Below are 23,456 nucleotides of genomic sequence, written 5' to 3'. Positions count from 1 at the left end.
CGGTGGGGCCTGTGACATGCCTGTAGCGGCCAAATAGGTTGCGCCGCGACTTCGGGAAGTGCCAACTTCGTTGGCTGTAAGGAATCTTGAAGGCAATCGGTGTGTTGTTGTGACGTGCAGTACGCCCCGCTGCTGCGATGACCGTTGTACAACGTAAGCTGTACCGGTGCTCATTCGTGGCGGCGTGTCCGAAATGGGATGTATTGGGTCCGCAGTGTAGAACGGGAGATGTGACGGCAATGGCTATGGAAACGCACCGGCTCCACGCCGTCGTAGGGGAAGCAGGCCCCGCCCGGTGAACGCGACCCTCGACAAGGCCGCCGACGAGAACTTCCCCGTGGCGCCCGCCTTCCTGCCGCGCGCCTGGCGCGACGACCTCATGGCCGTGTACGGCTTCGCCCGCCTGGTCGACGACATCGGCGACGGCGACCTCGCCCCGGGCGGCGCCGACGCCCGCCACCTGGGCGTTTCACCCGATCGGGCCGAGGACCGGCTGGAGATGCTCGACGCCTTCGAGGCCGACCTGCACCGCGTCTTCGACTCGACCCCCCGCCACCCGTTGCTGCTCGCCCTGCAGCCGACCGTCCGCCGGCGCTTCCTGACCCCCGAGCCGTTCCTCGGCCTGATCCAGGCCAACCGCCAGGACCAGCTCGTCACCCGCTACGAGACCTACGACGACCTGCTGGCCTACTGCGAGCTGTCCGCCAACCCGGTCGGCCGGCTCGTCCTGGCCATCACCGGCACCGCGACCCCCGAGCGCATCCGCTGCTCGGACGCGGTCTGTACGGGCCTGCAGATCGTCGAGCACCTCCAGGACGTGCGCGAGGACCTGGTCGAGCGGAACCGCATCTACCTCCCGGCCGAGGACCTGAAGCACTTCCGTGTCCAGGAGACCGACCTCGCCGCACCGACCACAGGCGCATCGGTGCGCGCACTGGTCGCGTTCGAAACAGAACGCGCCCTGCGCCTCCTGAATGAAGGCACCCCCCTCGTGGGTAGCGTCCACGGCAGGCTGAAGCTACTGCTGGCCGGGTTCGTGGCCGGGGGGAAGGCGGCGGTGCACGCGATCACCGCCGCTTCGTACGACGTTCTTCCCGGACCACCCAAGCCCGCCAAGCTCCGGCTGCTGCGCGAGGCGGGAGCGACTCTGCGAGGAGAGGGGTGAGCAACGCCGTGGAGTCTGACCAGCAGATGTCGGCACCGGTGCTCGCCGCATACAGCTACTGCGAGACCGTCACCGGCCGGCAGGCACGCAACTTCGCCTACGGCATCCGGCTGCTGCCGACCGCGAAGCGGCGGGCCATGTCGGCGGTGTACGCGTTCTCGCGCCGCGTCGACGACATCGGCGACGGCACGCTGGCGCCCGACGTCAAGGCGCGGCGGCTCGACGAGACCCGGGAGCTGCTGGCCCGGATCCGCGACGGCAAGGTCGCCGACGACGACACCGACCCGGTCGCGGTCGCCCTCGCGCACGCCGCCGACCGCTTCCCGATCCCGCTCGACGGGCTCGACGAGCTGATCGACGGTGTCCTGATGGACCTGCGCGGCGAGACCTACGAGACCTGGGACGACCTGAAGGTGTACTGCCGGTGCGTGGCGGGCGCCATCGGCCGTGTCTCCCTCGGCGTCTTCGGTGCGCAGCCGGGGCCGGGCGGGGCCGACCGGGCCGCGGAGGCCGCCAGGTACGCGGACACGCTCGGGCTCGCGCTGCAGCTCACCAACATCCTGCGCGACGTCCGCGAGGACGCCGCCGACGGGCGCACCTATCTGCCCGCCGACGACCTGGCCAAGTTCGGCTGCGCGGCCGGGTTCGACGGGCCGACACCGCCGCCCGGCTCGGACTTCGACGGTCTGGTCCACTTCGAAGTGCGCCGAGCCCGTGCCCTGTTCGCCGAGGGATATCGGCTGCTGCCCATGCTCGACCGCCGCTCCGGGGCCTGCGTCGCCGCCATGGCCGGGATCTACCGGCGGCTGCTCGAACGCATCGAGCGGGAGCCGCAGGCGGTGCTGCGCGGCCGCGTCTCACTGCCCGGCCGTGAGAAGGCGTACGTCGCCGTGCGCGGCCTGTCCGGACTCGACACCAGAACCGTCTCCCGCTCGGCGCTCAGGAGGCGCGCTTGACCGGCACCGCGGCATGGGCCCGCACCCGCGCGAGGGCACAGCGGCAGTCAACCCCGACCGGCGCCGCCGCGTCCCTGCATGAGGCGGCCCGGCCCGGCCCCGCCACACCGGCCGAATCCCGCCGCACGAGGGGCGGACGCACCACCAAGAGCACGTACGACACCGTCGAGGGGAAAGGCGCATGAGCGACGGCGCACCGGCAGCGGACCGGGCACGGACCGCCGTGGTGATCGGCGGCGGCCTCGCGGGCATCACCGCGGCACTGGCCCTCGCCGACGGCGGCATGGACGTCACGCTTTTGGAGGGACGGCCCCGCCTGGGCGGACTCGCCTTCTCCTTCCAGCGCGGCGACCTCACCGTCGACAACGGGCAGCACGTGTATCTGCGCTGCTGCACCGCCTACCGCTGGTTCCTCGACCGCATCGGCGCCACCCACCTCGCGCCCCTGCAGGACCGGCTCGACGTGCCCGTGCTCGACGCGGCCACCAACCGCCTGGGCCGGCTGCGGCGCAGTGCGCTGCCCGTGCCGCTGCACCTGGCGAAGAGCCTGGCGGCCTACCCGCACCTTTCCCTGGCCGAGCGGGCCAAGGTCGGCCGCGCCGCCCTCGCCCTCAAGAGCCTCGACCCCGCCGATCCGGCGCTCGACAAGCGGGACTTCGGCTCCTGGCTGGCCGAGCACGGTCAGTCGAAGCGGGCCGTCGAGGCGCTGTGGGACCTGGTCGGCGTAGCGACCCTGAACGCCGTCGCGGGCGAGGTCTCGCTGGGCCTGGCCGCCAAGGTGTTCAGGACCGGGCTGCTCTCCGACCCCGGTGCCGCCGACATCGGGTGGGCCCGAGTGCCCCTCGGTGAACTCCACGACACGCTCGCCCGCAAGGCGCTCGACTCCGCGGGCGTCCGGATGGCACTGAGAACACGAGTCACCTCCATCTCCTGTCTTGAGAACGGGAAATGGCGCGTGGAGGTTCCCGAAACACCGGACACATCCGGCCAGATCCCCGACGCCGACACCGTCGTGCTCGCCGTTCCCCAGCGTGAGGCACACGGCCTGTTGCCCGACGGCGCCCTCGACGAGGCGGACCGGCTGCTCGACATCGACACCGCGCCCATCCTCAACCTGCACGTCGTCTACGACCGCCAGGTCGTCAGGCGCCCCTTCTTCACCGCGCTCGGCTCGCCGCTGCAGTGGGTCTTCGACCGTACGGACGCGTCCGGGCTGTCGCAGGGCGGTGGCGGCCGACGGACGGGCCAGTACCTGGCCGTGTCGCAGTCGGCCGCGCGCGACGAGATCGACGAGCCCGTCGCAGTTCTGCGCAAGCGCTACCTGCCGGAGCTGGAGCGGCTGCTGCCCGCCGCCCGCGACGCCAAGGTGCGGGACTTCTTCGTCACCCGCGAGCGCACGGCCACCTTCGCCCCCACTCCCGGTGTCGGCGCTCTGCGTCCCGGCGCCAGGACCCGCGCCCAGGGCCTCTACCTGGCGGGTTCGTGGACCGCCACCGGGTGGCCCGCGACCATGGAGAGCGCGGTGCGCAGCGGCACGAGCGCCGCCGACGCCGCGCTCGCCGCACTCGGCCGCCCGCGCGGCCACCTGTACCGGGAGGCGGCGTGAGCTTGGAACCTCCCGCGGTGGACACCCGGACATCGGTGGACCCGACATCGGCAGAACTGTCATACCGTCAACAAGGAGAGACTGTGCCACCAGTGCCCTCGGCCGCAGAAGGCGCCGAAGCGGTGGACGTGACCGCGCTGCTCGAGCGCGGCCGGACCCTGGCCACTCCGGTGCTCAAGGCGGTGGTGGACCGCCTCGCGCCACCCATGGACACCGTTGCCGCCTACCACTTCGGCTGGATCGACGCGGCCGGGAACCCGGCCGACGGCGACGGCGGCAAGGCCGTGCGTCCCGCCCTCGCCGTCCTGTCCGCACAGGCCGCGGGCGCGGCCGCCGAGGCCGGGGTGCCCGGCGCCGTCGCCGTAGAGCTCGTGCACAACTTCTCGCTGCTGCACGACGACCTGATGGACGGCGACGAGCAGCGCCGCCACCGCGACACCGTGTGGAAGGTGCACGGTCCCGCACAGGCCATCCTGGTCGGCGACGCGCTCTTCGCCCTCGCGAACGAGGTGCTCCTCGAACTCGGCACCGCCGAAGCGGGCCGGGCCGCCCGCCGCCTGACCACCGCGACCCGCGCCCTCATCGACGGTCAGGCGCAGGACATCTCCTACGAGCACCGCGAACGCGTCAGCGTCGAGGAGTGCCTGGAGATGGAGGGCAACAAGACCGGCGCGCTGCTCGCCTGCGCCTCCTCCATCGGCGCTGTCCTCGGCGGCGCCGACGACACCACCGCCGACGCGCTGGAACGGTACGGCTACCACCTGGGCCTCGCCTTCCAGGCCGTCGACGACCTGCTCGGCATCTGGGGCGACCCCGAGGCGACGGGCAAGCAGACCTGGAGCGACCTGCGCCAGCGCAAGAAGTCGCTCCCGGTCGTCGCCGCGCTCGCCGCGAAGGGCGCGGCCGCCGAGCAGCTGGCCGAGCTGCTCGCTGCGGACGCGAAGACCGACGTCGATGAGCGCACTCCGTCCGCGGGCGACCTCGACACCTTCTCCGAAGCGGAGTTCGCCGCCCGCGCCGCACTCATCGAGGAGGCGGGCGGCCGTGAGTGGACCGCTCAGGAGGCCCGGCGCCAGTACGACATCGCCCTCGAAGCCCTGGACTCCGTCCCCATGCCCGCCGCGGTACGCGCGCAGTTCACGGCGCTCGCCGACTTCGTCGTCGTACGGAAGAGATGATCATTATCGGCCGCATATGACTCGCAGTCGCCGGCCGGCCCGCTCGACGGGCCGCGGCCGACGGTTACCCAGCATCAGAACCACTGCATGAAGGGATAGCCATGACAGCGACGACCGACGGAAGCGCGGGGGCACCGACACCGCACGCGACCTCGGCCACCACCGAACCACCGACCGGCACGACCCCCGAGGCGGCGGGGACGCACGACGCCGCCACCCGAGCCATACAGCGCGCCACGGACTTCCTGCTGGCCCGGCAGGACCCCCAGGGCTGGTGGAAGGGCGACCTCGAGACCAATGTGACGATGGACGCCGAGGACCTGCTGCTCCGCCAGTTCCTCGGCATCCGCGACAAGGCCACCACCGACGCCGCCGCGCTCTTCATCCGCGGCGAGCAGCAGGAGGACGGGACCTGGGCCACGTTTTACGGCGGACCGGGTGAACTCTCCACCACCGTCGAGGCGTACGTGGCGCTCCGGCTCGCCGGTGACGCCCCCGACGACCCGCACATGGCCAGGGCCTCCGCGTGGATCCGAGAGCAGGGCGGCATCGCCGCGGCCCGTGTCTTCACCAGGATCTGGCTGGCCCTGTTCGGCTGGTGGAAGTGGGACGACCTGCCCGAACTGCCGCCGGAACTCATCTACTTCCCGAAGTGGATGCCGCTCAACATCTATGACTTCGGCTGCTGGGCGCGGCAGACCATCGTGCCGCTCACCATCGTCTCCGCCAAGCGCCCGGTGCGGCCCGCGCCGTTCCCGCTCGACGAGCTGCACACCGACCCGCGCGACCCGAACCCGGTCAAGCCCCTTGCTCCGCTGGCCAGTTGGGACGGTGCCTTCCAGCGCCTCGACAAGGTGATGCACGGCTACCACAAGGTGGCGCTCAAGCGGCTGCGCAAGGCAGCCATGAACGACGCGGCGCGCTGGATCATCGAGCGACAGGAGAACGACGGCTGCTGGGGCGGCATCCAGCCGCCCGCCGTCTACTCCGTCATCGCCCTGCATCTGCTCGGCTACGACCTCGACCACCCCGTCCTCAAGGCCGGGCTTGAGTCCCTCGACCGCTTCTCCGTATGGCGCGAGGACGGCGCCCGGATGATCGAGGCATGCCAGTCGCCCGTGTGGGACACCTGCCTGGCGGCCATCGCGCTGGCCGACGCCGGCCTGCCCGGCGACCATCCGAGCCTGATCAAGGCCGCCGACTGGATGATGAACGAGCAGATCGACCGGCCCGGCGACTGGTCGGTGCGCCGTCCGAGCCTGGAACCGGGCGGCTGGGCCTTCGAGTTCCACAACGACAACTACCCCGACATCGACGACACCGCCGAGGTCGTCCTCGCGCTGCGCCGCGTCCGCCACCCCGACCGGGCGCGCGTCGACCGGGCGGTGGAGCAGGCCGTGCGCTGGAACCTCGGCATGCAGTCCAGGAACGGCGCGTGGGGCGCCTTCGACGTCGACAACACCAGCCCGTTCCCCAACCGGCTGCCGTTCTGCGACTTCGGCGAGGTCATCGACCCGCCGTCCGCCGACGTCACCGGGCACGTCGTCGAGATGCTCGCGATCGAGGGCCGCTCGCACGACCCGCGCACCCGCCGCGGCATCGAGTGGCTCCTGGCCGAACAGGAGGCGGACGGCTCCTGGTTCGGCCGCTGGGGCGTCAACTACGTGTACGGAACGGGCTCGGTGCTGCCGGCCCTCGTCGCGGCGGGCCTGCCCACCTCGCACCCCGCGATCCGCCGCGCGGTGACCTGGCTGGAGTCGGTGCAGAACGACGACGGCGGCTGGGGTGAGGACCTGCGCTCCTACCGCTACGAGGAGTGGCGCGGGCGCGGCGCCTCCACCGCGTCCCAGACCGGGTGGGCGCTGATGGCGCTGCTCGCGGCGGGGGAGCGGGATTCCGCGGCGGTCGAGCGGGGCATCGCGTACCTCGTCGGCACCCAGACGCGGGACGGCACCTGGGACGAGCCGTACTTCACCGGAACCGGTTTCCCGTGGGACTTCTCGATCAACTATCACCTGTACCGCCAGGTCTTCCCACTGACCGCCCTCGGCCGCTACGTCCACGGCGAGCCGCCCACGGGCGGCGCGGCGGCGCGGGCCGAGGGGAGCTGATGACCGGGAACCCGGCGGCCTGCGGCCGGCCGGAGGAGCACGCGCCGCTGCTCGTCGCCTGTGCGCTGGGCATCGAGCACCTCGCCCTGCGTACGGGCAGGCGCTCCGGCCCGAGCTCCCCCGTCACCCTGTTGCGTACCGGCATGGGGCCCAGGGCCGCCGAGCGTGCCACGGCCCGCGCCCTCGCCGACCCGGCGCTGCGGGAGGCCGCCGTGGTGGCCACCGGCTTCTGCGCCGGGCTCGCCCCCGGCATGCACCCTGGCGACCTGGTGGTCGCCGACCAGACCCGCGACGCGCATGGCCACACGCCGTGCACGGGCACCGAGCTGCTGGTCAAGGAACTGGTTCGGGCCGTACCCGGCCGGACCGTGCACACCGGCCCGCTGACCGGCTCCGACCACGTCGTACGCGGCCACGAGCGCGGTGACCTGCTGGCCACCGGCGCGATCGCGGTCGACATGGAGTCGGCGACGACGCTGCGCACGGCCGCCGCCGCGCCCGGCCGTCCGGGCCGCGCGGTTGCGGCCGTCCGGGTGGTCGTGGACGCTCCTGAACATGAACTCGTCCGGATCGGCACGGTTCGCGGTGGACTATCGGCCTTCCGCGTCCTTCGTGCCGTCCTTCCCGCTTTTTTCGAATGGCACCGATCGTTGCTGCTCCCTCGGAGGTGAGCCAGATGGCCATGCCGCTGCGTCAGTCCATCAAGGTTGCGACTTATCTCGCTGAACAGAAGATCCGCAAGCGGGACAAGTTTCCGCTGATCGTCGAACTGGAACCGCTCTTCGCCTGCAATCTGAAGTGCGAGGGCTGCGGCAAGATCCAGCACCCGGCCGGGGTGCTCAAGCAGCGGATGCCCGTGGCGCAGGCCGTGGGCGCCGTTCTGGAGTCCGGCGCGCCGATGGTCTCCATCGCGGGCGGTGAACCATTGATGCACCCTCAGATCGACGAGATCGTCCGGCAGTTGGTGGCGAAGAAGAAGTACGTCTTCCTGTGCACCAACGCGATGCTGCTGCGCAAGAAGATGGACAAGTTCACGCCGTCGCCGTACTTCGCGTTCGCCGTGCACATCGACGGCCTGCGCGAGCGCCATGACGAGTCCGTGGCGAAGGAAGGCGTCTTCGACGAGGCCGTCGAGGCGATCAAGGAGGCCAAGCGGCGCGGTTTCCGCGTCACCACCAACTCCACCTTCTTCAACACCGACACCCCCCAGACCATCATCGAGGTGCTCAACTTCCTCAACGACGACCTCAAGGTCGACGAGATGATGATCTCGCCCGCCTACGCCTACGAGAAGGCTCCCGACCAGGACCACTTCCTCGGCGTCACGCAGACCCGCGAGCTGTTCAAGAAAGCGTTCGCGGGCGGCAACCGGCGCCGCTGGCGGCTCAACCACTCGCCGCTGTTCCTCGACTTCCTCGAGGGCAAGGTCGACTTCCCGTGCACCGCGTGGGCCATCCCCAACTACTCGCTGTTCGGCTGGCAGAAGCCCTGCTACCTGATGAGCGACGGGTACGTGACCACGTACAAGGAACTCGTCGAGAAGACCGACTGGGACAAGTACGGGCGTGGCAAGGACCCGCGCTGCGACAACTGCATGGCGCACTGCGGCTACGAGCCGACGGCCGTGCTCGCCACCATGGGCTCGCTCAAGGAGTCGCTGCGCGCCATGACCGAGACCGTCGCCGGGAACCGTGGGTGAGCGCGCCATGACCTCAGGAGAGCCTCTCTCACTGGGCCTCCCGCAGATGCCGGTCCGACCGGTGGCCGAGCGGCGCGTCAGCCGCCGGATCCAGGTCGGGCCGGTGGCCGTGGGAGGCGGCGCGCCGGTGTCCGTGCAGTCGATGACGACGACACGGACCTCGGACATCGGGGCCACGCTGCAGCAGATCGCCGAACTGACCGCCTCCGGCTGCCAGATCGTGCGGGTGGCGTGCCCCACCCAGGACGACGCGGACGCGCTCGCGACCATCGCTCGCAAGTCGCAGATCCCCGTGATCGCGGACATTCACTTCCAGCCGAAGTACGTGTTCGCGGCGATCGACGCCGGATGTGCGGCGGTCCGCGTCAACCCCGGCAACATCAAGAAGTTCGACGACCAGGTGAAACAGATCGCGCGGGCCGCTTGCGACGCGGGCACCCCGATCCGGATCGGGGTCAACGCCGGCTCGCTCGACCGGCGACTCCTTGAGAAGCACGGGAAGGCCACCGCCGAAGCGCTCGTCGAGTCGGCGCTGTGGGAGGCGTCGCTCTTCGAGGAGCACGGCTTTCGCGATCTGAAGATATCCGTCAAGCACAACGACCCGGTGGTGATGATCAACGCCTACCGGCAGCTGGCCGCCGCCTGCGACTATCCGCTGCACCTCGGCGTCACGGAGGCCGGTCCCGAGTTCCAGGGGACCATCAAGTCCGCCGTCGCCTTCGGGGCGTTGCTGAGCGAGGGCATCGGTGACACCATCCGGGTCTCGCTGTCGGCGCCACCCGCGCAGGAGGTGAAGGTCGGCATCCAGATCCTGGAGTCACTGGGCCTGCGGCAGCGGAGTCTGGAGATCGTCTCCTGCCCGTCCTGCGGGCGCGCCCAGGTCGACGTGTACAAGCTCGCCGACGAGGTGACCGCAGGGCTCCAGGGCATGGAGGTGCCGCTTCGCGTGGCCGTCATGGGATGTGTGGTCAACGGGCCGGGGGAGGCCCGGGAGGCCGATCTCGGCGTGGCCTCGGGCAACGGCAAGGGCCAGATCTTCGTCAAGGGCGAGGTCGTCAGGACCGTTCCCGAGTCGAAGATCGTCGAGACGCTGATCGACGAGGCGACGCGCATCGCCGAGCAGATGGAGAAGGACGGCGTCGCGTCGGGCACACCCGACGTCACCGTGGGCTGAGTTCTTGAGAGAACGCAACACGAAGGGGGCTCCAGCGTGACGATTCTGGAAACCATCAGGGGGCCGCGCGACCTGAAGTCGCTGAGCGAGGAACAACTCGACGAACTGACCGCGGAGATCAGGGAGTTTTTGGTCCACGCGGTCGCCAGGACCGGCGGCCACCTCGGGCCGAACCTCGGCGTGGTGGAACTGTCCATCGCGCTGCACCGGGTCTTCGAGTCACCGGCCGACAAGATCGTCTGGGACACCGGCCACCAGAGCTACGTGCACAAGCTGTTGACGGGACGTCAGGACTTCTCGAAGCTGCGCGGCAAGGGCGGCCTGTCCGGCTACCCGTCGCGCGAGGAGTCCGAGCACGACATCGTCGAGAACAGCCACGCCTCCACCGCGCTCGGCTGGGCCGACGGACTCGCCAAGGCGCGCCACGTGCAGGGCGGCCACGGTCATGTCGTCGCGGTCATCGGGGACGGGGCCCTCACCGGCGGCATGGCCTGGGAGGCGCTCAACAACATCGCGGCCGCCAAGGACCGGCCGCTGATCATCGTCGTCAACGACAACGAACGCTCCTACGCGCCCACCATCGGCGGCCTCGCCAACCACCTGGCCACCCTCAGGACCACCGACAGCTACGAGAAGGTGCTCGCCTGGGGCAAGGACGTCCTGCTGCGCACCCCCGTCATCGGACACACCGTCTACGAGTCCCTGCACGGCGCCAAGAAGGGCTTCAAGGACGCCTTCGCCCCGCAGGGCATGTTCGAGGACCTCGGCCTCAAATACGTGGGGCCGATCGACGGGCACGACACCAACGCCGTCGAGTCCGCGCTGCGCCGCGCCAAACGCTTCCACGGCCCGGTCCTCGTCCACTGCCTCACCGAGAAGGGCCGCGGCTACGAGCCGGCGCTCGCCGACGAGGCCGACCGCTTCCACAGCGTCGGCGTCATGGACCCGTTGACCTGCGCGCCGCTCACCCCGCCCGGCGGGCCGTCCTGGACGTCCGTGTTCGGCGACGAGATCGTCCGTATCGGGCGTGAGCGCGAGGACGTCGTCGCCATCACCGCGGCCATGCTGCACCCGGTCGGCCTGACGAAGTTCGCCGACGCGTTCCCCGACCGGGTCTGGGACGTCGGCATCGCCGAGCAGCACGCCACCGTGTCGGCCGCGGGCCTCGCCACAGGCGGTCTGCACCCGGTCGTCGCCGTCTACGCCACATTCCTCAACCGCGCCTTCGACCAGCTCCTCATGGACGTCGCCCTGCACCGGTGCGGGGTCACCTTCGTGCTCGACCGGGCCGGCGTCACCGGCACCGACGGCGCCTCCCACAACGGCATGTGGGACATGTCCGTCCTCCAGGTCGTACCGGGCCTGAGGATCGCCGCGCCGCGCGACGCCGACCAGCTCCGCGCCCAGCTGCGCGAGGCCGTCGCCGTCGACGACGCCCCGACCCTGCTGCGCTTCCCCAAGGAGTCGGTGGGCCCGGCCGTCCCGGCGATCGACCGGGTGGGCGGCACGGACGTGCTGCACCGGGCCGACGAGGCGCGGGTGCTGCTCGTCGCGGTGGGCGTCATGGCGCCGGTCTGCCTGCAGGCCGCCGAACTGCTGGAAGGGCGCGGTATCGGCTGCACCGTGGTCGACCCGCGCTGGGTCAAGCCCGTCGACCCGGCGCTCGCGCCGCTCGCCGCCGAGCACGACCTGGTCGCCGTCGTCGAGGACAACAGCCGCTCCGGGGGCGTCGGTTCGGCCGTCGCACTCGCCCTCGGCGACGCCGACGTCGACGTGCCCGTACGGCGCTTCGGCATCCCCGAGCAGTTCCTCGCCCACGCCAAGCGGGGCGAGGTGCTCGCCGACATCGGCCTGACCCCGGTCGAGATCGCGGGACGGATCGCCTCTTCCCTGGAGCACCTGGAGCGACAAGCCCGCAAGGAGAACGACGCATGAGCAAGGAGTTCGACCTCGGCACACTGCTCGCCGAGCGCGGCGCCGAACGGTACGAGCTGCACGCCAAGTACCTCAATCACCAGCTGCCGAAGATGCTGCACACCATCGGCTTCGACAAGGTGTACGAGCGGGCCGAGGGCGCCCACTTCTGGGACGCCGACGGCAACGACCACCTGGACATGCTCGCCGGGTTCGGCGTCATGGGCCTGGGGCGCCACCACCCCGTCGTGCGCAAGGCCCTGCACGACGTCCTCGACGCCTCGTTGGCCGACCTGACCCGGTTCGACTGCCAGCCGCTGCCGGGTCTGCTCGCCGAGAGACTGCTCGCCCACAGCCCCCATCTGGACCGCGTGTTCTTCGGCAACAGCGGCACCGAGGCCGTGGAGACCGCCCTGAAGTTCGCCCGGTACGCGACCGGCAGGCCCCGCGTCCTGTACTGCGCGCACGCCTTCCACGGACTGACCACCGGATCGCTCTCCGTCAACGGCGAGGACGGCTTCCGCGAGGGCTTCGCCCCGCTGCTGCCCGACACCGCCGTGCCGCTGGGCGATCTCGGCGTACTGGCGAAGGAGCTGAAGAAGGGCGACGTCGCCGCGCTGATCGTCGAACCGATCCAGGGCAAGGGCGTCCACGAGGCGCCGCCCGGCTATCTGCGTGGCGCACAGGAACTCCTGCACAAGCACAAGGCGCTGCTCATCGCCGACGAGGTGCAGACCGGCCTCGGCCGTACCGGCGACTTCTACGCCTACCAGCACGAGGACGGCGTCGAGCCCGACCTCGTGTGCGTGGCGAAGGCGCTGTCGGGTGGATATGTCCCGGTCAGCGCGACCCTCGGAAAGGACTGGATCTTCAAGAAGGTCTACTCGTCCATGGACCGTGTCCTCGTCCACTCGGCGAGCTTCGGCTCCAACGCCCAGGCCATGGCCGCCGGACTCGCCGTCCTGTCGGTCATGGAGGACGAGCAGGTCGTCGCCAACTCCCGTGCCATGGGCGGCCTGTTGAAGTCGAGGCTCGCCGCTCTCGTCGACCGCTACGAACTGCTGGCCGACGTACGCGGCCGGGGCCTGATGGTCGGCATCGAGTTCGGCAGGCCCAAGTCCTTGAAGCTGCGGAGCCGGTGGACGATGCTGCAGGCCGCGCGCAAGGGCCTGTTCGCTCAGATGGTCGTCGTGCCGCTGCTGCAGAAGCACCGGATCCTCACCCAGGTCTCCGGCGACCATCTGGAAGTCATCAAGCTGATTCCGCCCCTCGTGATCGACGAGGGCGACGTCGACCGGTTCGTCGAGGCGTTCACCGCCGTCATGGACGACGCGCACAGCGGCAGCGGCCTGATGTGGGACTTCAGCAAGACCCTCGTGAAGCAGGCGGTGGCCAACCGCTGAGGAGCATGAACCCGACTTTGCCTCTGAGGTAACAAATTTGCCCCCGGGGCAGGGCTCTGGCTGAATCGTCCGTATGAGCCCTGCCCTCCCGGAGGAGGTTCCGGAGCCCCCGGAACTGCCCGCCGTCGCGCCCCGGCTGCGCGCCCTGCGCCGCCGCGCCTCCCTCACGCTGGAGGTCGCCGCCGGCTCCGCCGGACTCTCGCCGGCCCACCTCTCCCGTCTGGAGACAGGGCACCGCCAGCCTTCGCTGCCCATGCTGCTCTCGCTCGCCCGCACCTACGGTACGACCGTCTCCGAGCTGCTCGGCGAGGCCCCCGCCGACCGTGACGCCGTCGTGCGCGCCGGGTCCGCCGAAGCGACGAAGGCCGGCGGCTGGACCTACGTCCAGGCCGGTGCGCCCGGTCGCGGCATGCAGGCGCTGCGCGTCCACGTCCCGCACGGGGCGCAGGGCGACATCGTGCGCGTCCATCCGGGCGAGGAGTGGCTCTACGTGCTCACCGGGCGGCTGAGGCTCCGCCTCGGCGACACGTCCCACCGGCTCGGCCCCGGCGACAGCGCGCACTTCGACTCGCTGACCCCGCACAAGATCGCCGCCGCGGACGCGAGCGGGGTCGAACTCCTCTTCGTGCACACCCTCTTGCAGAGCCCGACCGCCGCGCTGTGTCTCGGCCCGGCGGCCGGCCCGATCCGGGAGATCTGACCATGAGCGACGCCGAGCGCCCCGCGCGCCGTGAGATCGAGGACAAGATGCCGCGCGGCATCCTGGTCCGCGTCCTGCTGTACGTCTTCGCGGGCCACGCGTTCGCCGCCTTCGTCTACCTGCTGTTCACGCTGGGCGGTAGCCGGTAGCCGGTAGCCGGTAGCCGGCCGCCTCAGTCGAGCAGACGCTCGCGCAGCCGGTCGCGGTCGGCGGCCGTGAGCCTCAGCCCCGCCTCGAGGTAGCGCTCGGTGGAGCCCCAGGTCTCCTCGATGGCCACGAAGGCCGCGTCGAGGTACTCGGCACGGGCGTCGAAGAGCGGGCTGAGCAGCTCCATGACCTCGGGAGAGTAGGCGTCCGCCGCGGTGGCGCTGCGGTGCACCTTGTAGCGGCGGTGCTTCGCGTTCGACTCCAAGTAGTCGGCCTCGATCGCGTCGCGCTCCACGCCGACCGCGAGCAGCGTGATCGCGATGGACAGGCCGGCGCGGTCCTTGCCCGCGGCGCAGTGCATGAGGGTGGGCACGCTGTCCTCGGCGACCGCGCGCAGGACCTGGCCGTGCTCGGCGGTGCGCTCGGTGATGATCGTGCGGTACGAGGCGATCATGCGCCCCGCCGCGCGCCCGTCGGAGAGGATCGAGCGCAGCTGGTCGATGTCGCCGTCGCGGACCATCTTCCAGAACTCGGCGCCGTCCGCCGGGTCGGACAGCGGCAGATTCACATTGCGCACCCCCGGCAGCTCGACATCGGCGCCTTCCAGCTTCTGGTCGGCCGCGTTGCGGAAGTCGAAGATCGTGTGCAGTCCAAGACCGGCGAGGAACGCCGCGTCCTCGGCCGTGGCGTGGGCGAGATGTCCGCTGCGGAAGAGCACGCCCTGGCGCACCCGCCGTCCGTCCACGGTCGGCAGGCCGCCCACATCGCGGAAGTTGCGCACCCCGGTCAGCTGGGGCTCGGTGGACGGTGCGTGCTGCGTCACGGGGGCTCCTCGCGGTCGGTGCTCCGGCGTTCCTCGCCGGCGGGCGCATTGTCGACGATACGACATGCATGACACGGGCAACCATCAATCCGGTTTGACCGGTTTACCGCCAACCATCCGTAATTCTCCCGGGGTTGCGAACTCGGACGTGAGCAGCGTCATAACGGTGACCGTCCGTGGCGGTTCCCGGTGCGGCCTTCACTGCAATTCGCTGAAGCAATGGTGCCGTTATGGCGGCTGGGCCCACGCAGAGTGACGCATGGAATTCGTATTCGATCAAGAATGTGAATGCGCGGCCGATTCCGGCGATTGTCGTCCGGAAGTCCCTGCCCTACCGTCACCCTTCATCCCGGACGGAACGCCGAGTCCTGCCGCCGCCCGGGACTCGTACGACGACCCGTGACGGCAGGAGCGGGGGACCCACAGGCAGTACCGCCGCCGAAGGAATTCCCTGACGCGACTCGGGGTGAAGCCGTGCCCGTTCGACGGTCGCGGCCGGACATCTCCCGTCCGAACCCGACAGCTCACCTCGCAGGCGACGGAGAGGAATACGTCATGCCCGCCAAGGGAAAGCACCGCCGCCCCAAGTCCCCGCGCGTCACCCGAGCCGCCGCCGTCGCGTCGGTGAGCGGCGCCGCGCTCGCCCTCCCGCTCATCGGCGCGACCGGCGCGCACGCGGCCACGTCGAACGCAGCCGGCACCACTTCGGCGACCGGGGCGACCGCGGCCGCCCCGGCAACGGCCAGGACCTACACCGTCAGGACCGGCGACTCGCTGTCCGAGATCGCCCGGAAGCACCACGTGACCGGCGGCTGGAAGCGGCTCTACAAGGACAACAGCAGCGTCATCGGATCCGACGCCTCCCTGATCAGGCCCGGTATGAAGCTCAGCCTCGACGGCGCCTCGGTGTCCCGGGCCGCGCTGACCACCACCACGGCCACCGCCGACTACGTCAAGCCGGTCGACGGCCCGATCGGCACCCCGTACCACGAGGCCGGATCGATGTGGTCGAGCGGCTACCACACGGGCACCGACTTCATCGTGTCCACCGGTACCGCCGTCAAAGCGGTCGCCGCGGGCACCGTCGTCTCCGCGGGCTGGGACGGCGCGTACGGCAACGACGTCGTCATCCGCCACGCCGACGGGCGCTACTCGCAGTACGCCCACCTCTCGTCGATCGAGGTCGTCGCCGGGCAGAGTGTGACGGCCGGTCAGCAGATCGCCCTGTCCGGAGCGACCGGCAACGTCACCGGGCCGCACCTGCACTTCGAGATCCGTACGACGCCGTACTACGGTTCCGACGTCGACCCGCTGGCCTACCTGCGTTCGCACGGAGTGTCGGTCTGACCCGGACGGCCCCGGGCTTCGTATTCCCGTCCGGCCGAGTGGGACATGTCACTTGCCGTCAAGGGGTGGCTACGGTCGCGTAGGTCACACCCGAAGGTGAAAGATGTCTGCTCGTGGCAGACGAATCGACATCTTTCAGCGACGGCACGATTCGGTCCTACGCCGCGGTGGGGGACAGCTTCACCGAGGGCGTCGGGGACCCGGGACCGGACGGGAAGTTCGTGGGCTGGGCCGACCGGCTCGCGGTCCTGCTCGACGACCGTGTGCCCGAGGGCACGTTCCAGTACGCGAACCTCGCCGTGCGCGGCAAGCTCATCGACCAGATCGTCGAGGACCAGATCCCGCGCGCGGTCGAACTCGCCCCCGACCTCGTCACACTGTGCGCGGGCGGCAACGACATCATCCGGCCCGGCACCGACCCGGACGACGTGGCCGAGCGCTTCGAGAAGGCCGTGGTCCGGCTGACCGAGGCCGCCGGGACCGTGATGGTGGCCACCGGCTTCGACACCAAGGAGGTCGCCGTCCTCAAACACCTGCGCGGCAAGATCGCCACGTACAACATGCATGTACGCGCGGTCGCCGACCGGTACGGGTGCCCGGTGCTCGACCTGTGGTCCCTGAAGTCCGTGCAGGACCGCAGGGCCTGGGACGACGACCGGCTGCACCTGTCGGCCGAGGGGCACACGCGCGTGGCGCTGCGCGCCGGGCAGGTACTCGGGTTCGACGTGCCCGCCGACCCGGAGCAGGCATGGCCGCCCCTGCCGCCGCGCGGCACGCTCGAGGTGCGGCGCGACGACATCCACTGGGCGCGCGAGTTCCTGGTGCCGTGGATCGGGCGCCGACTGCGCGGGGAGTCCTCCGGCGACCGCGTGCAGGCAAAGGGGTTCGTGGACCCGAACGCGATCAAGGCGCACCTGGAATCCGCGTCATGAGGGGCGGGGGCGCCTGACGAGACCTGAGGGGAGCGGGCGCGGCGCGTTGTCGGTGCGGGCGCACATAATGGAAAGCCCTGGCCGTTCTACGGGAGGCGCCGTGCCACGTTCTCTGATGCCGTCACTGCGATCGATGCAGCCCGCCGCGTTCGGCGCCGAGCCGGCCGGCGAGCGCCTGCGGCGCATCCACGCCTCGCCGAACTTCGCCGACGGCTCCTTCCGCAACCCCGACGGCGCGCGAATCCGCCCCGACGGTTCGGTGCTCGACTTCGCGAAGGGCTACTTCCGCAAGGAGGAGCGGGCCCGCCGCGCCCCCGCGGGCGTGGTCCCGGTGCACGCCACCACCTACGCGGACCTGGCGAAGCCCCCGGCGAGCGGCTTGCGGGTCACCTGGATGGGGCACTCCAGCGTGCTCGTCGAGATCGACGGGGCACGGGTGCTGTTCGACCCGGTGTGGGGCGAGCGGTGTTCACCCTTCACGTTCGTCGGGCCGAAGCGGCTGCACCCGGTGCCGCTGCCGCTGGAGGCGCTGGGCCCGGTCGACGTGGTCGTCATCTCCCACGACCACTACGACCATCTGGACATGCCCACGATCAAGGCCCTGGCCGGCACGGACACCCTTTTCGCGGTGCCGCTCGGCGTCGGAGCCCACCTGGAGCACTGGGGCGTGCCCGCCGACCGGCTGCGCGAGCTGGACTGGCACGAGTCGACGCGGGTCGCCGGGCTGAGCCTCACCGCGACTCCGGCCCGCCACTTCTGCGGACGCGGTGTGCGCAACCAGCAGCACACGCTGTGGGCGTCGTGGGCGGTGGCCGGGCCCGAGCACCGCGTCTACCACAGCGGTGACACCGGCTACTTCCAGGGCTTCCAGGACATCGGTGCGGCGCACGGCCCCTTCGATCTCACCATGATCCAGATCGGGGCGTACTCGCAGCACTGGCCCGAGGGCCACACGGACCCCACCCCGCTGCCGGGGGCCTGGCCGGACATCCACATGTCACCGACGGAGGGCCTGCGCGCCCACCTCGACCTCCAGGGCGGCGCCCCGCACGGCGTGCTCATGCCCATCCACTGGGGCACCTTCACCCTGGCGATGCACCCGTGGGCCGAACCGGGGGAGTGGACCGTGGACGAGGCCGACGAGGCGGGCCAGATCTGCGCGACCCCCCACCCCGGCGAGCCGTTCGAACCGACCGGCGTGCTCCCCGTCGACCGCTGGTGGCGCGATGTCTCGCTCCCGCTCGACCACCCGTGGCGCGCCCGGGAGGGGGCCGAGTCGCGGCCGCGGGAAGCGGCGGGGGAGCTCGACCTGGCAGGGGAGCGGTAAGGCAGGGCCGGGCGGGCCCAGGAGCCCGGCAGGCGCCCGCGTCATCCGTCCCGGTCGTCGTCGCCCGCCTCGCCCAGGAGCCGTTCCACCTGCGCGGTGGTCGGCATGTCAGGAGCACAGAAGAGGCGGGCCGCGACATGAGCCCCGGCCGCGTTGGCGAAGCGGACCGTTCGCTCCAGCGGCCAGCCGGAGAGCAGACCGTGGCAGAGGGCTCCGCCGAATGCGTCCCCGGCGCCGAGACCGTTGACGACGCGCACCGGCAGGGGGGAGACCTCGACGCGCTCGTGCGGGGTCCGCGCGAGGACTCCTGCCGGGCCCCGTTTGACCACCGCCAGCTCCACACCCGTGGCCAGCAGGGCCTCGGCGGCGGCCTCCGGGTCGCGTTCACCCACGGCGGCCTCGCACTCGTCGAGGTTGCCGACGGCCACCGTGCACCGCTCGAGAGCCGTGCGCAGGGCGGTGCCCGCGGCCTTTGGTGACGGCCAGAGCCCGGGCCGGTAGTCGAGGTCGAGCACCGTGACCGCGGCACGGTCGCGGGCATCGAGCGCGGCGGTGTGCGCGCTTGCGCTCGGCTCGGCGGACAGACCGGTCCCGGTCAGCCACAGCAGGCGTGCCGCCCGGATCTCGGCCAGGTCCAGGTCCTCGGGCCCGATCCGCAGATCGGGCGTGCCCGGCGGGCGGTAGAACCAGATCGGGAAGTGGTCGGGCGGGAAGACCTCGCAGAAGGTGACCGGGGTCGGCGGGCCCGCGACCGGGGTGACGCGGCGTGCGTCCACGCCGTACCCGCGCAGCTCGCCGCGGAGGTAGTCGCCGAACGGGTCGGTGCCCGTGCGGCTGATCAGGGCGGTGCGGCGGCCGTGCCGGGAGGCGGCCACGGCGACGTTGGCCGCGCTGCCGCCCAGGTGCTTGCCGAAACTCTCCACGTCAGCCAGGCCCACGCCCTGCTGGAGCGGATAGAGGTCGACGCCGAGCCGGCCCATGACCAGGACCTCGGGGGCGGGAAGGGAGGTGGCGGGACCGGTCACCGCACCGCCTTGCCCAGGTGGGTGAGGGAGGCGACGACATCGGCCAGCGGTCCCTGCCCGGCGGCGGGCTCGCGGTCCAGGACGGTGTCCTGCTCCAGCACGTACCAGCCGTCGTAACCCGCCGCGTCGAGCGCCGAGATCAGCGCCGCCGTGTCCACGTCGCCGTCGCCGAGCGGGCGGTACAGGCCCTCACGGACGGCCGCCGTGTAGCCGATGTCCGCGGCGCGGACCCGGCCGGCCATCGCCGCGTCCACGTCCTTGAGGTGCACGTGACCGATCCGGTCGGCCGCGCGCCGGGCGAGCGCCACCGGGTCGACGCCGCCGACCAGGAGGTGACCGGTGTCGAGACAGAGTGGTACGGAGCTCTTCGCGAGGACACGGTCGACGTCGTCCTGCCCCTCGACCACGGTGCCGATGTGCGGATGCAGGACGGCCCTGACACCGCGGCGCGCCGCGTGTGCGGCGATCCGGTCGAGGTGGGCGAGGAGCGCTTCCCACTCACGGCCCGTCAACCGTGGGCGCCCGTCGTACCCTCGAGACCCCGAAGCGGCGGCGAGCACCAGGGTGCCGGCGTCCCCGAACCCGGCCAGCGCACGCTCCACCTCGGGCAGCGGGTCATGCTCCGGGTCGTGCAGCACCACGGGGACGAAGCCGCCGACGGCGCTCAGTCCGTGCTCGGCGAGCAACGCGGCCCGTGCCCGCGGGTCGTGCGGCAAGAACCCGTCAGGACCGAACTCGGTGGCCGTCAGGCCCGCCCCGGCCATCTCGGCCAGGACCCGTGCGGGGCTCATCTGGTGTCCCCAGCCCGGCACTTCGCACACGCCCCAGGAGATGGGCGCACCCGCGAGCCGCATCACCGGCTCACCTCCTCGTCTCGACCCGTCCCGGTCCACCGTCGATTCCTATCGTCGGCCATGGCGGGCGTCAAGGATTTGTACGGACATGCATACGTACGTATCTACCTGGCCGGCATGCGGCATACTGGCCCCACCTTGCGTACGGCCCGATGAGCCCGGGAGGCGCCCGACATGGCTGCGATCACCAAGCTGATCAGCATCGACCGCAGCAGCCCGGTCCCCCTCTACTTCCAGGTCGCGCGGCAGCTCCAGGAACTCATCGAGTCCGGAGTGCTCAGGCCCGGTGCCCGCCTGGAGAACGAGATCGCGCTCGCCGAGGAGCTCGGCCTCTCGCGTCCCACGATGCGGCAGGCCATGCAGCACCTCGTCGACAAGGGGCTCCTCGCGCGCAGGCGGGGCGTGGGCACGCAGGTCGTCAACAGCCGAGTGCGCCGCCCGATCGAACTGACCAGCCTCCACGAGGACCTGGAGCGCGGCGGGCGCCGCCCGCGCACCGAGGTCCTGTCCCTGCGCACCGAGCCCGCGGACGCCGAAGTGGCGGCGGCGCTGCGGATCGAGCCCGGCACCGATGTGCTGGCCCTGCGCCGCCTGCGTCACGCGGACGACGAGCCGATAGCGCTCATGCGCAACCACCTCCCCGCCGACCTGGTGACCCTCGACGAACGGGAACTCGGCGCCCAGGGGCTCTACCGGCTGCTGCGCAGGGCTGGCGTCACCCCGTCCACGGCCGACCAGACCATCGGCGCCCGCCGCGCGACCGCCACGGAGGCCCGCCTGCTCACCGAGGCGCGCGGCGCCACACTGCTCACCGCGGAACGCGTCAGCTTCGACACGACGGGGCGCGCCGTCGAGTACGGATCGCACGTGTACCGGGCCTCGGTGTACTCCTTCGAGATGACGCTCGACGCTCGCTGAGCGCCGCCCGGCCTCATGCCGGTCCGGCGGCCACACAGAACTCGTTGCCCTCCGGATCGGCCATCACGAAATGATGGTCGCCGTATCTCTCCACCACCGTGGCCCCCGCACGCAGCAGCCGCTCGGCCTCCGCCTCGACGCGGGCCCAGCGCTCCCGCGGGGAGCCGTGGCCCGGCACCCGGATGTCGATGTGGAGGCGGTTCTTCGCCGTCTTGGGCTCGCGCACCTTCAGGATCGACAGACGCGGCCCCGTCCGGTCCGGGGCGCAGAGCCACGCGCCGTCGTCCTCCTCCTCGTCCTCCGGCGGCCCGAACGAGGCGAGCCACTCCTCGCGTGTCGCGAACGGTGCGGGCGGCGGCTCGTCCACGTAACCGAGCGCCGTCTTCCAGAAGTCCGCGAGCAGCGTGGCGTCGCGGCAGTCCAGGGTGAGATCGAAGGTCGCCGTCATGGTGATGACGGTACGGCGCGGCACTGACATCGGGGCCGACACGGGGGTTCGGTCCCGGTCGACGCGATATCGAACGCGCGCCCGAGGGTGCTCGCTCCGGTAATCGGTCGCTCGTGCGAGGGGTCATACCAGAGCGGGATGTCGGCCGCCGGAGTTTGGCAACTGCCCAGCGCACATGAGTCGTTGACGACTACCGTGAGTGCTCGCCGAGCGACAACCGGTCGTCCCGCCGGCGTCGCGAACCCCCGCAACCCGTACCCGACGACCTGGGCTGTCGCCCCGACCAGACGAACCGAGGACGCCGAATGTCTCAGCTCCGCCAGCCGGCCGCGCGCGCAGACCGCCGCGAGAGCGGTCGGCACGGCAGGCCCGCCGGTCGGGCCGCAGCGCGCCAGGGGGAGAGCGCATTCCACATACGGCCGCAACTGCTGCGGATCGCCGTGCTGCCGCCGCTGGCCGTGGCGCTCGGCGCGTGTGCCGCCGTGCTCTTCACGGTCCGCGCCTCGGGCGTACGCCCGAGCCCCGCCCTGTGGGCCGTGCTCACCGGCGCCGCCGGGGTCACCGCCGCGGCGATCGTCATCGCGGCCGTCGCCGCCGCCCGCGCCGCGACCACCGTACGCGACCGTGTCCTCGCGCTGCGCCGCACCACCGCCCGCGGCCAGGCCGAACTGCGCAACCTGGTCGAACAGCTGCGCGGCGGAGAAGGGCCCGCGCCGCGCCGTGCCGGCTCCCGGCCGGGCGCCGACGCCGACGAGTTCGACCGCCTCGGCGCCGACCTGGCACGCGCCCACGACGTCGCGGTCTCCGCCGTGGTCCAGGCCACCCAGCTGTCCGGGCAGACGGGCAGCCTGCAGAAGCTCGAGGTCTTCGTGAACCTCGCGCGGCGCCTGCAGTCCCTGGTGCAGCGCGAGATCTCCATCCTCGACGACCTGGAGAACCAGGTGGAGGACCCCGAACTGCTCAAGGGCCTCTTCGACGTCGACCACCTGGCCACCCGCATCCGCCGGCACGCCGAGAACCTCGCCGTGCTCGGCGGCGCCGTCTCCCGGCGCCAGTGGAGCCACCCGGTCTCCATGACCGAGGTGATGCGCTCCGCCGTCGCCGAGGTCGAGCAGTACTCGCGCGTGAAACTCGTCCCGCCGGTCGACGGCACCCTGCGCGGCCACGCCGTCGCCGACTGCATCCACCTGCTCGCCGAACTCGTCGAGAACGCCACGGTGTTCTCCGCGCCCCACACCCAAGTGCTGCTCCGTGCCAACCTGGTGACCTCCGGGCTAGCCGTGGAGGTCGAGGACCGCGGCCTCGGCATGCCGGTCACCGAGCAGAGCAAGATGAACGCGCTGCTGGCCGACCCCGACCAGGTCAACGTCGCAAGGCTCCTCCAGGACGGCCGTATCGGCCTGTTCGTCGTCTCCCAGCTGGCCCGTCGGCACGGCATCACCGTACGGCTGCAGACCAACATCTACGGGGGAGTCCAGGCCGTCCTCGTCCTGCCCCAGGATCTCCTCGGCGCCGACGGTGACGCGGGCGGTGAACGGCCGAGCCAGGTGCGCAAGGCCACTGTCGCGGCCACCGCCGACAGCGTGCTGGGCCCTCAGGCCGCCGCGGCCCAGGCGCCCGGTGCGGCCCGCTCCCCGTCCGCCGGCGCGGCCCACCCTCTCGCCGCCCCCGCCCGGCCCCCCGCCGGGCCGGCCCCCGCACAGCAGCACATATCGCAGACGGTCGAACG

General features: G+C 71.4%; 21 protein-coding genes and 1 riboswitch. Of the genes, 17 read left to right on the top strand and 4 right to left on the bottom strand.

Annotated features, from left to right (window positions below; all coding sequences use genetic code 11):
* The first annotated feature begins 295 nt into the window (after nt 1–295).
* From hpnC to OFY01_RS22175, 12 genes are all read left to right on the top strand, one after another.
* Nucleotides 296–1,165 (top strand): squalene synthase HpnC, encoded by an 870-nt coding sequence (gene hpnC, locus OFY01_RS22230; protein ID WP_266602655.1) that lies wholly within the window; start codon nt 296–298, stop codon nt 1,163–1,165.
* Nucleotides 1,162–2,121 (top strand): presqualene diphosphate synthase HpnD, encoded by a 960-nt coding sequence (gene hpnD, locus OFY01_RS22225; RefSeq protein WP_266602653.1) that lies wholly within the window; start codon nt 1,162–1,164, stop codon nt 2,119–2,121. The genes hpnC and hpnD overlap by 4 nt, the downstream gene beginning before the upstream one ends.
* Before the next feature lie 181 nt (nt 2,122–2,302).
* On the top strand, nt 2,303–3,727 hold the full coding sequence (gene hpnE, locus OFY01_RS22220; RefSeq protein WP_266602651.1) for a hydroxysqualene dehydroxylase HpnE: 1,425 nt from the start codon (nt 2,303–2,305) through the stop codon (nt 3,725–3,727).
* Nucleotides 3,728–3,783: 56 nt separating this feature from the next.
* On the top strand, nt 3,784–4,905 hold the full coding sequence (locus tag OFY01_RS22215; protein ID WP_407700402.1) for a polyprenyl synthetase family protein: 1,122 nt from the start codon (nt 3,784–3,786) through the stop codon (nt 4,903–4,905).
* Nucleotides 4,906–5,006: 101 nt separating this feature from the next.
* Nucleotides 5,007–7,016: a squalene--hopene cyclase gene (shc, locus tag OFY01_RS22210; RefSeq protein ID WP_266602647.1), complete on the top strand. Its 2,010-nt coding sequence runs from the start codon at nt 5,007–5,009 to the stop codon at nt 7,014–7,016.
* Nucleotides 7,016–7,687 carry a phosphorylase family protein gene (locus OFY01_RS22205; RefSeq protein ID WP_266602645.1) on the top strand — a complete coding sequence of 224 codons (672 nt, stop codon included), beginning with the start codon at nt 7,016–7,018 and terminating at the stop codon, nt 7,685–7,687. The genes shc and OFY01_RS22205 overlap by 1 nt, the downstream gene beginning before the upstream one ends.
* A gap of 5 nt (nt 7,688–7,692) precedes the next feature.
* The gene (hpnH, locus tag OFY01_RS22200; RefSeq protein ID WP_266602643.1) at nt 7,693–8,715 is read left to right on the top strand and encodes an adenosyl-hopene transferase HpnH; all 1,023 of its coding nucleotides are present in this window, start codon (nt 7,693–7,695) and stop codon (nt 8,713–8,715) included.
* Between the two features lie 7 nt (nt 8,716–8,722).
* On the top strand, nt 8,723–9,889 hold the full coding sequence (gene ispG, locus OFY01_RS22195) for a flavodoxin-dependent (E)-4-hydroxy-3-methylbut-2-enyl-diphosphate synthase (RefSeq protein ID WP_266602641.1): 1,167 nt from the start codon (nt 8,723–8,725) through the stop codon (nt 9,887–9,889).
* Nucleotides 9,890–9,925: 36 nt separating this feature from the next.
* Nucleotides 9,926–11,824 (top strand): 1-deoxy-D-xylulose-5-phosphate synthase, encoded by a 1,899-nt coding sequence (gene dxs / locus OFY01_RS22190; protein WP_266602639.1) that lies wholly within the window; start codon nt 9,926–9,928, stop codon nt 11,822–11,824.
* Nucleotides 11,821–13,206 (top strand): aspartate aminotransferase family protein, encoded by a 1,386-nt coding sequence (locus OFY01_RS22185; protein WP_266602637.1) that lies wholly within the window; start codon nt 11,821–11,823, stop codon nt 13,204–13,206. Before dxs ends, OFY01_RS22185 begins: the two co-directional genes overlap by 4 nt.
* A 73-nt stretch (nt 13,207–13,279) precedes the next feature.
* The gene (locus OFY01_RS22180) at nt 13,280–13,906 is read left to right on the top strand and encodes a helix-turn-helix domain-containing protein (protein ID WP_266602635.1); all 627 of its coding nucleotides are present in this window, start codon (nt 13,280–13,282) and stop codon (nt 13,904–13,906) included.
* A 2-nt stretch (nt 13,907–13,908) separates the two neighbouring features.
* Nucleotides 13,909–14,055 carry a DUF6126 family protein gene (locus OFY01_RS22175; RefSeq protein ID WP_266602633.1) on the top strand — a complete coding sequence of 49 codons (147 nt, stop codon included), beginning with the start codon at nt 13,909–13,911 and terminating at the stop codon, nt 14,053–14,055.
* A 23-nt stretch (nt 14,056–14,078) separates the two neighbouring features.
* On the opposite strand, the gene OFY01_RS22170 is transcribed toward OFY01_RS22175, so the two are convergent.
* Nucleotides 14,079–14,876 carry a tyrosine-protein phosphatase gene (locus OFY01_RS22170; protein ID WP_266602631.1) on the bottom strand — a complete coding sequence of 266 codons (798 nt, stop codon included), beginning with the start codon at nt 14,874–14,876 and terminating at the stop codon, nt 14,079–14,081.
* Nucleotides 14,877–15,259: 383 nt separating this feature from the next.
* A riboswitch (cyclic di-AMP (ydaO/yuaA leader) is annotated at nt 15,260–15,427 on the top strand.
* Nucleotides 15,428–15,431: 4 nt separating this feature from the next.
* On the opposite strand from OFY01_RS22170, the gene OFY01_RS22165 reads away from it, so the two are divergent.
* The 3 genes from OFY01_RS22165 to OFY01_RS22155 all read left to right on the top strand — a co-directional run bounded on the left by OFY01_RS22165 (nt 15,432) and on the right by OFY01_RS22155 (nt 18,482).
* Complete coding sequence (locus OFY01_RS22165; protein WP_266602629.1) at nt 15,432–16,223, top strand: LysM peptidoglycan-binding domain-containing M23 family metallopeptidase; 792 nt, start codon at nt 15,432–15,434, stop codon at nt 16,221–16,223.
* Between the two features lie 113 nt (nt 16,224–16,336).
* Nucleotides 16,337–17,155 carry an SGNH/GDSL hydrolase family protein gene (locus OFY01_RS22160; RefSeq protein ID WP_266602627.1) on the top strand — a complete coding sequence of 273 codons (819 nt, stop codon included), beginning with the start codon at nt 16,337–16,339 and terminating at the stop codon, nt 17,153–17,155.
* A 67-nt stretch (nt 17,156–17,222) separates the two neighbouring features.
* The gene (locus OFY01_RS22155; RefSeq protein WP_407700401.1) at nt 17,223–18,482 is read left to right on the top strand and encodes an MBL fold metallo-hydrolase; all 1,260 of its coding nucleotides are present in this window, start codon (nt 17,223–17,225) and stop codon (nt 18,480–18,482) included.
* A gap of 41 nt (nt 18,483–18,523) precedes the next feature.
* On the opposite strand, the gene iolC is transcribed toward OFY01_RS22155, so the two are convergent.
* Both iolC and OFY01_RS22145 read right to left on the bottom strand, forming a co-directional pair.
* On the bottom strand, nt 18,524–19,462 hold the full coding sequence (iolC, locus tag OFY01_RS22150; protein WP_266602690.1) for a 5-dehydro-2-deoxygluconokinase: 939 nt from the start codon (nt 19,460–19,462) through the stop codon (nt 18,524–18,526).
* Between the two features lie 41 nt (nt 19,463–19,503).
* Complete coding sequence (locus OFY01_RS22145) at nt 19,504–20,298, bottom strand: TIM barrel protein (protein WP_266602625.1); 795 nt, start codon at nt 20,296–20,298, stop codon at nt 19,504–19,506.
* Between the two features lie 237 nt (nt 20,299–20,535).
* Here OFY01_RS22145 and OFY01_RS22140 point away from each other — a divergent pair, with 237 nt between their 5' ends.
* Nucleotides 20,536–21,279: a GntR family transcriptional regulator gene (locus tag OFY01_RS22140; protein ID WP_323135542.1), complete on the top strand. Its 744-nt coding sequence runs from the start codon at nt 20,536–20,538 to the stop codon at nt 21,277–21,279.
* A 13-nt stretch (nt 21,280–21,292) separates the two neighbouring features.
* Here OFY01_RS22140 and OFY01_RS22135 read toward each other — a convergent pair whose 3' ends face one another.
* Nucleotides 21,293–21,727: a VOC family protein gene (locus OFY01_RS22135; protein WP_266602623.1), complete on the bottom strand. Its 435-nt coding sequence runs from the start codon at nt 21,725–21,727 to the stop codon at nt 21,293–21,295.
* Nucleotides 21,728–22,032: 305 nt separating this feature from the next.
* Between OFY01_RS22135 and OFY01_RS22130 the strand changes: the two genes are divergently transcribed.
* On the top strand, nt 22,033–23,456 hold a 1,424-nt coding region (locus OFY01_RS22130; protein WP_266602621.1), incomplete at its 3' end, for a sensor histidine kinase.

This window comes from Streptomyces beihaiensis, from assembly GCF_026274175.1.
In the GTDB taxonomy this organism is placed as follows: domain Bacteria; phylum Actinomycetota; class Actinomycetes; order Streptomycetales; family Streptomycetaceae; genus Streptomyces; species Streptomyces beihaiensis.
Note: the sequence above shows the minus strand (reverse complement) of the source record. Positions and strands in the feature narration are given on the sequence as shown.

Excerpts from the sequence above, each read along its gene's own strand:
- hpnE (WP_266602651.1), top strand. The coding sequence starts at position 2,303 with ATGAGCGACGGCGCACCGGCAGCGGACCGGGCACGGACCGCCGTGGTG.
- shc (WP_266602647.1), top strand. The coding sequence starts at position 5,007 with ATGACAGCGACGACCGACGGAAGCGCGGGGGCACCGACACCGCACGCG.
- OFY01_RS22205 (WP_266602645.1), top strand. The coding sequence starts at position 7,016 with ATGACCGGGAACCCGGCGGCCTGCGGCCGGCCGGAGGAGCACGCGCCG.
- hpnH (WP_266602643.1), top strand. The coding sequence starts at position 7,693 with ATGGCCATGCCGCTGCGTCAGTCCATCAAGGTTGCGACTTATCTCGCT.
- ispG (WP_266602641.1), top strand. The coding sequence starts at position 8,723 with ATGACCTCAGGAGAGCCTCTCTCACTGGGCCTCCCGCAGATGCCGGTC.
- OFY01_RS22185 (WP_266602637.1), top strand. The coding sequence starts at position 11,821 with ATGAGCAAGGAGTTCGACCTCGGCACACTGCTCGCCGAGCGCGGCGCC.
- OFY01_RS22180 (WP_266602635.1), top strand. The coding sequence starts at position 13,280 with ATGAGCCCTGCCCTCCCGGAGGAGGTTCCGGAGCCCCCGGAACTGCCC.
- OFY01_RS22175 (WP_266602633.1), top strand. The coding sequence starts at position 13,909 with ATGAGCGACGCCGAGCGCCCCGCGCGCCGTGAGATCGAGGACAAGATG.
- OFY01_RS22165 (WP_266602629.1), top strand. The coding sequence starts at position 15,432 with ATGCCCGCCAAGGGAAAGCACCGCCGCCCCAAGTCCCCGCGCGTCACC.
- OFY01_RS22155 (WP_407700401.1), top strand. The coding sequence starts at position 17,223 with ATGGAAAGCCCTGGCCGTTCTACGGGAGGCGCCGTGCCACGTTCTCTG.
- iolC (WP_266602690.1), bottom strand. The coding sequence starts at position 19,462 with ATGGGCCGGCTCGGCGTCGACCTCTATCCGCTCCAGCAGGGCGTGGGC.
- OFY01_RS22145 (WP_266602625.1), bottom strand. The coding sequence starts at position 20,298 with ATGAGCCCCGCACGGGTCCTGGCCGAGATGGCCGGGGCGGGCCTGACG.
- OFY01_RS22140 (WP_323135542.1), top strand. The coding sequence starts at position 20,536 with ATGGCTGCGATCACCAAGCTGATCAGCATCGACCGCAGCAGCCCGGTC.
- OFY01_RS22135 (WP_266602623.1), bottom strand. The coding sequence starts at position 21,727 with ATGACGGCGACCTTCGATCTCACCCTGGACTGCCGCGACGCCACGCTG.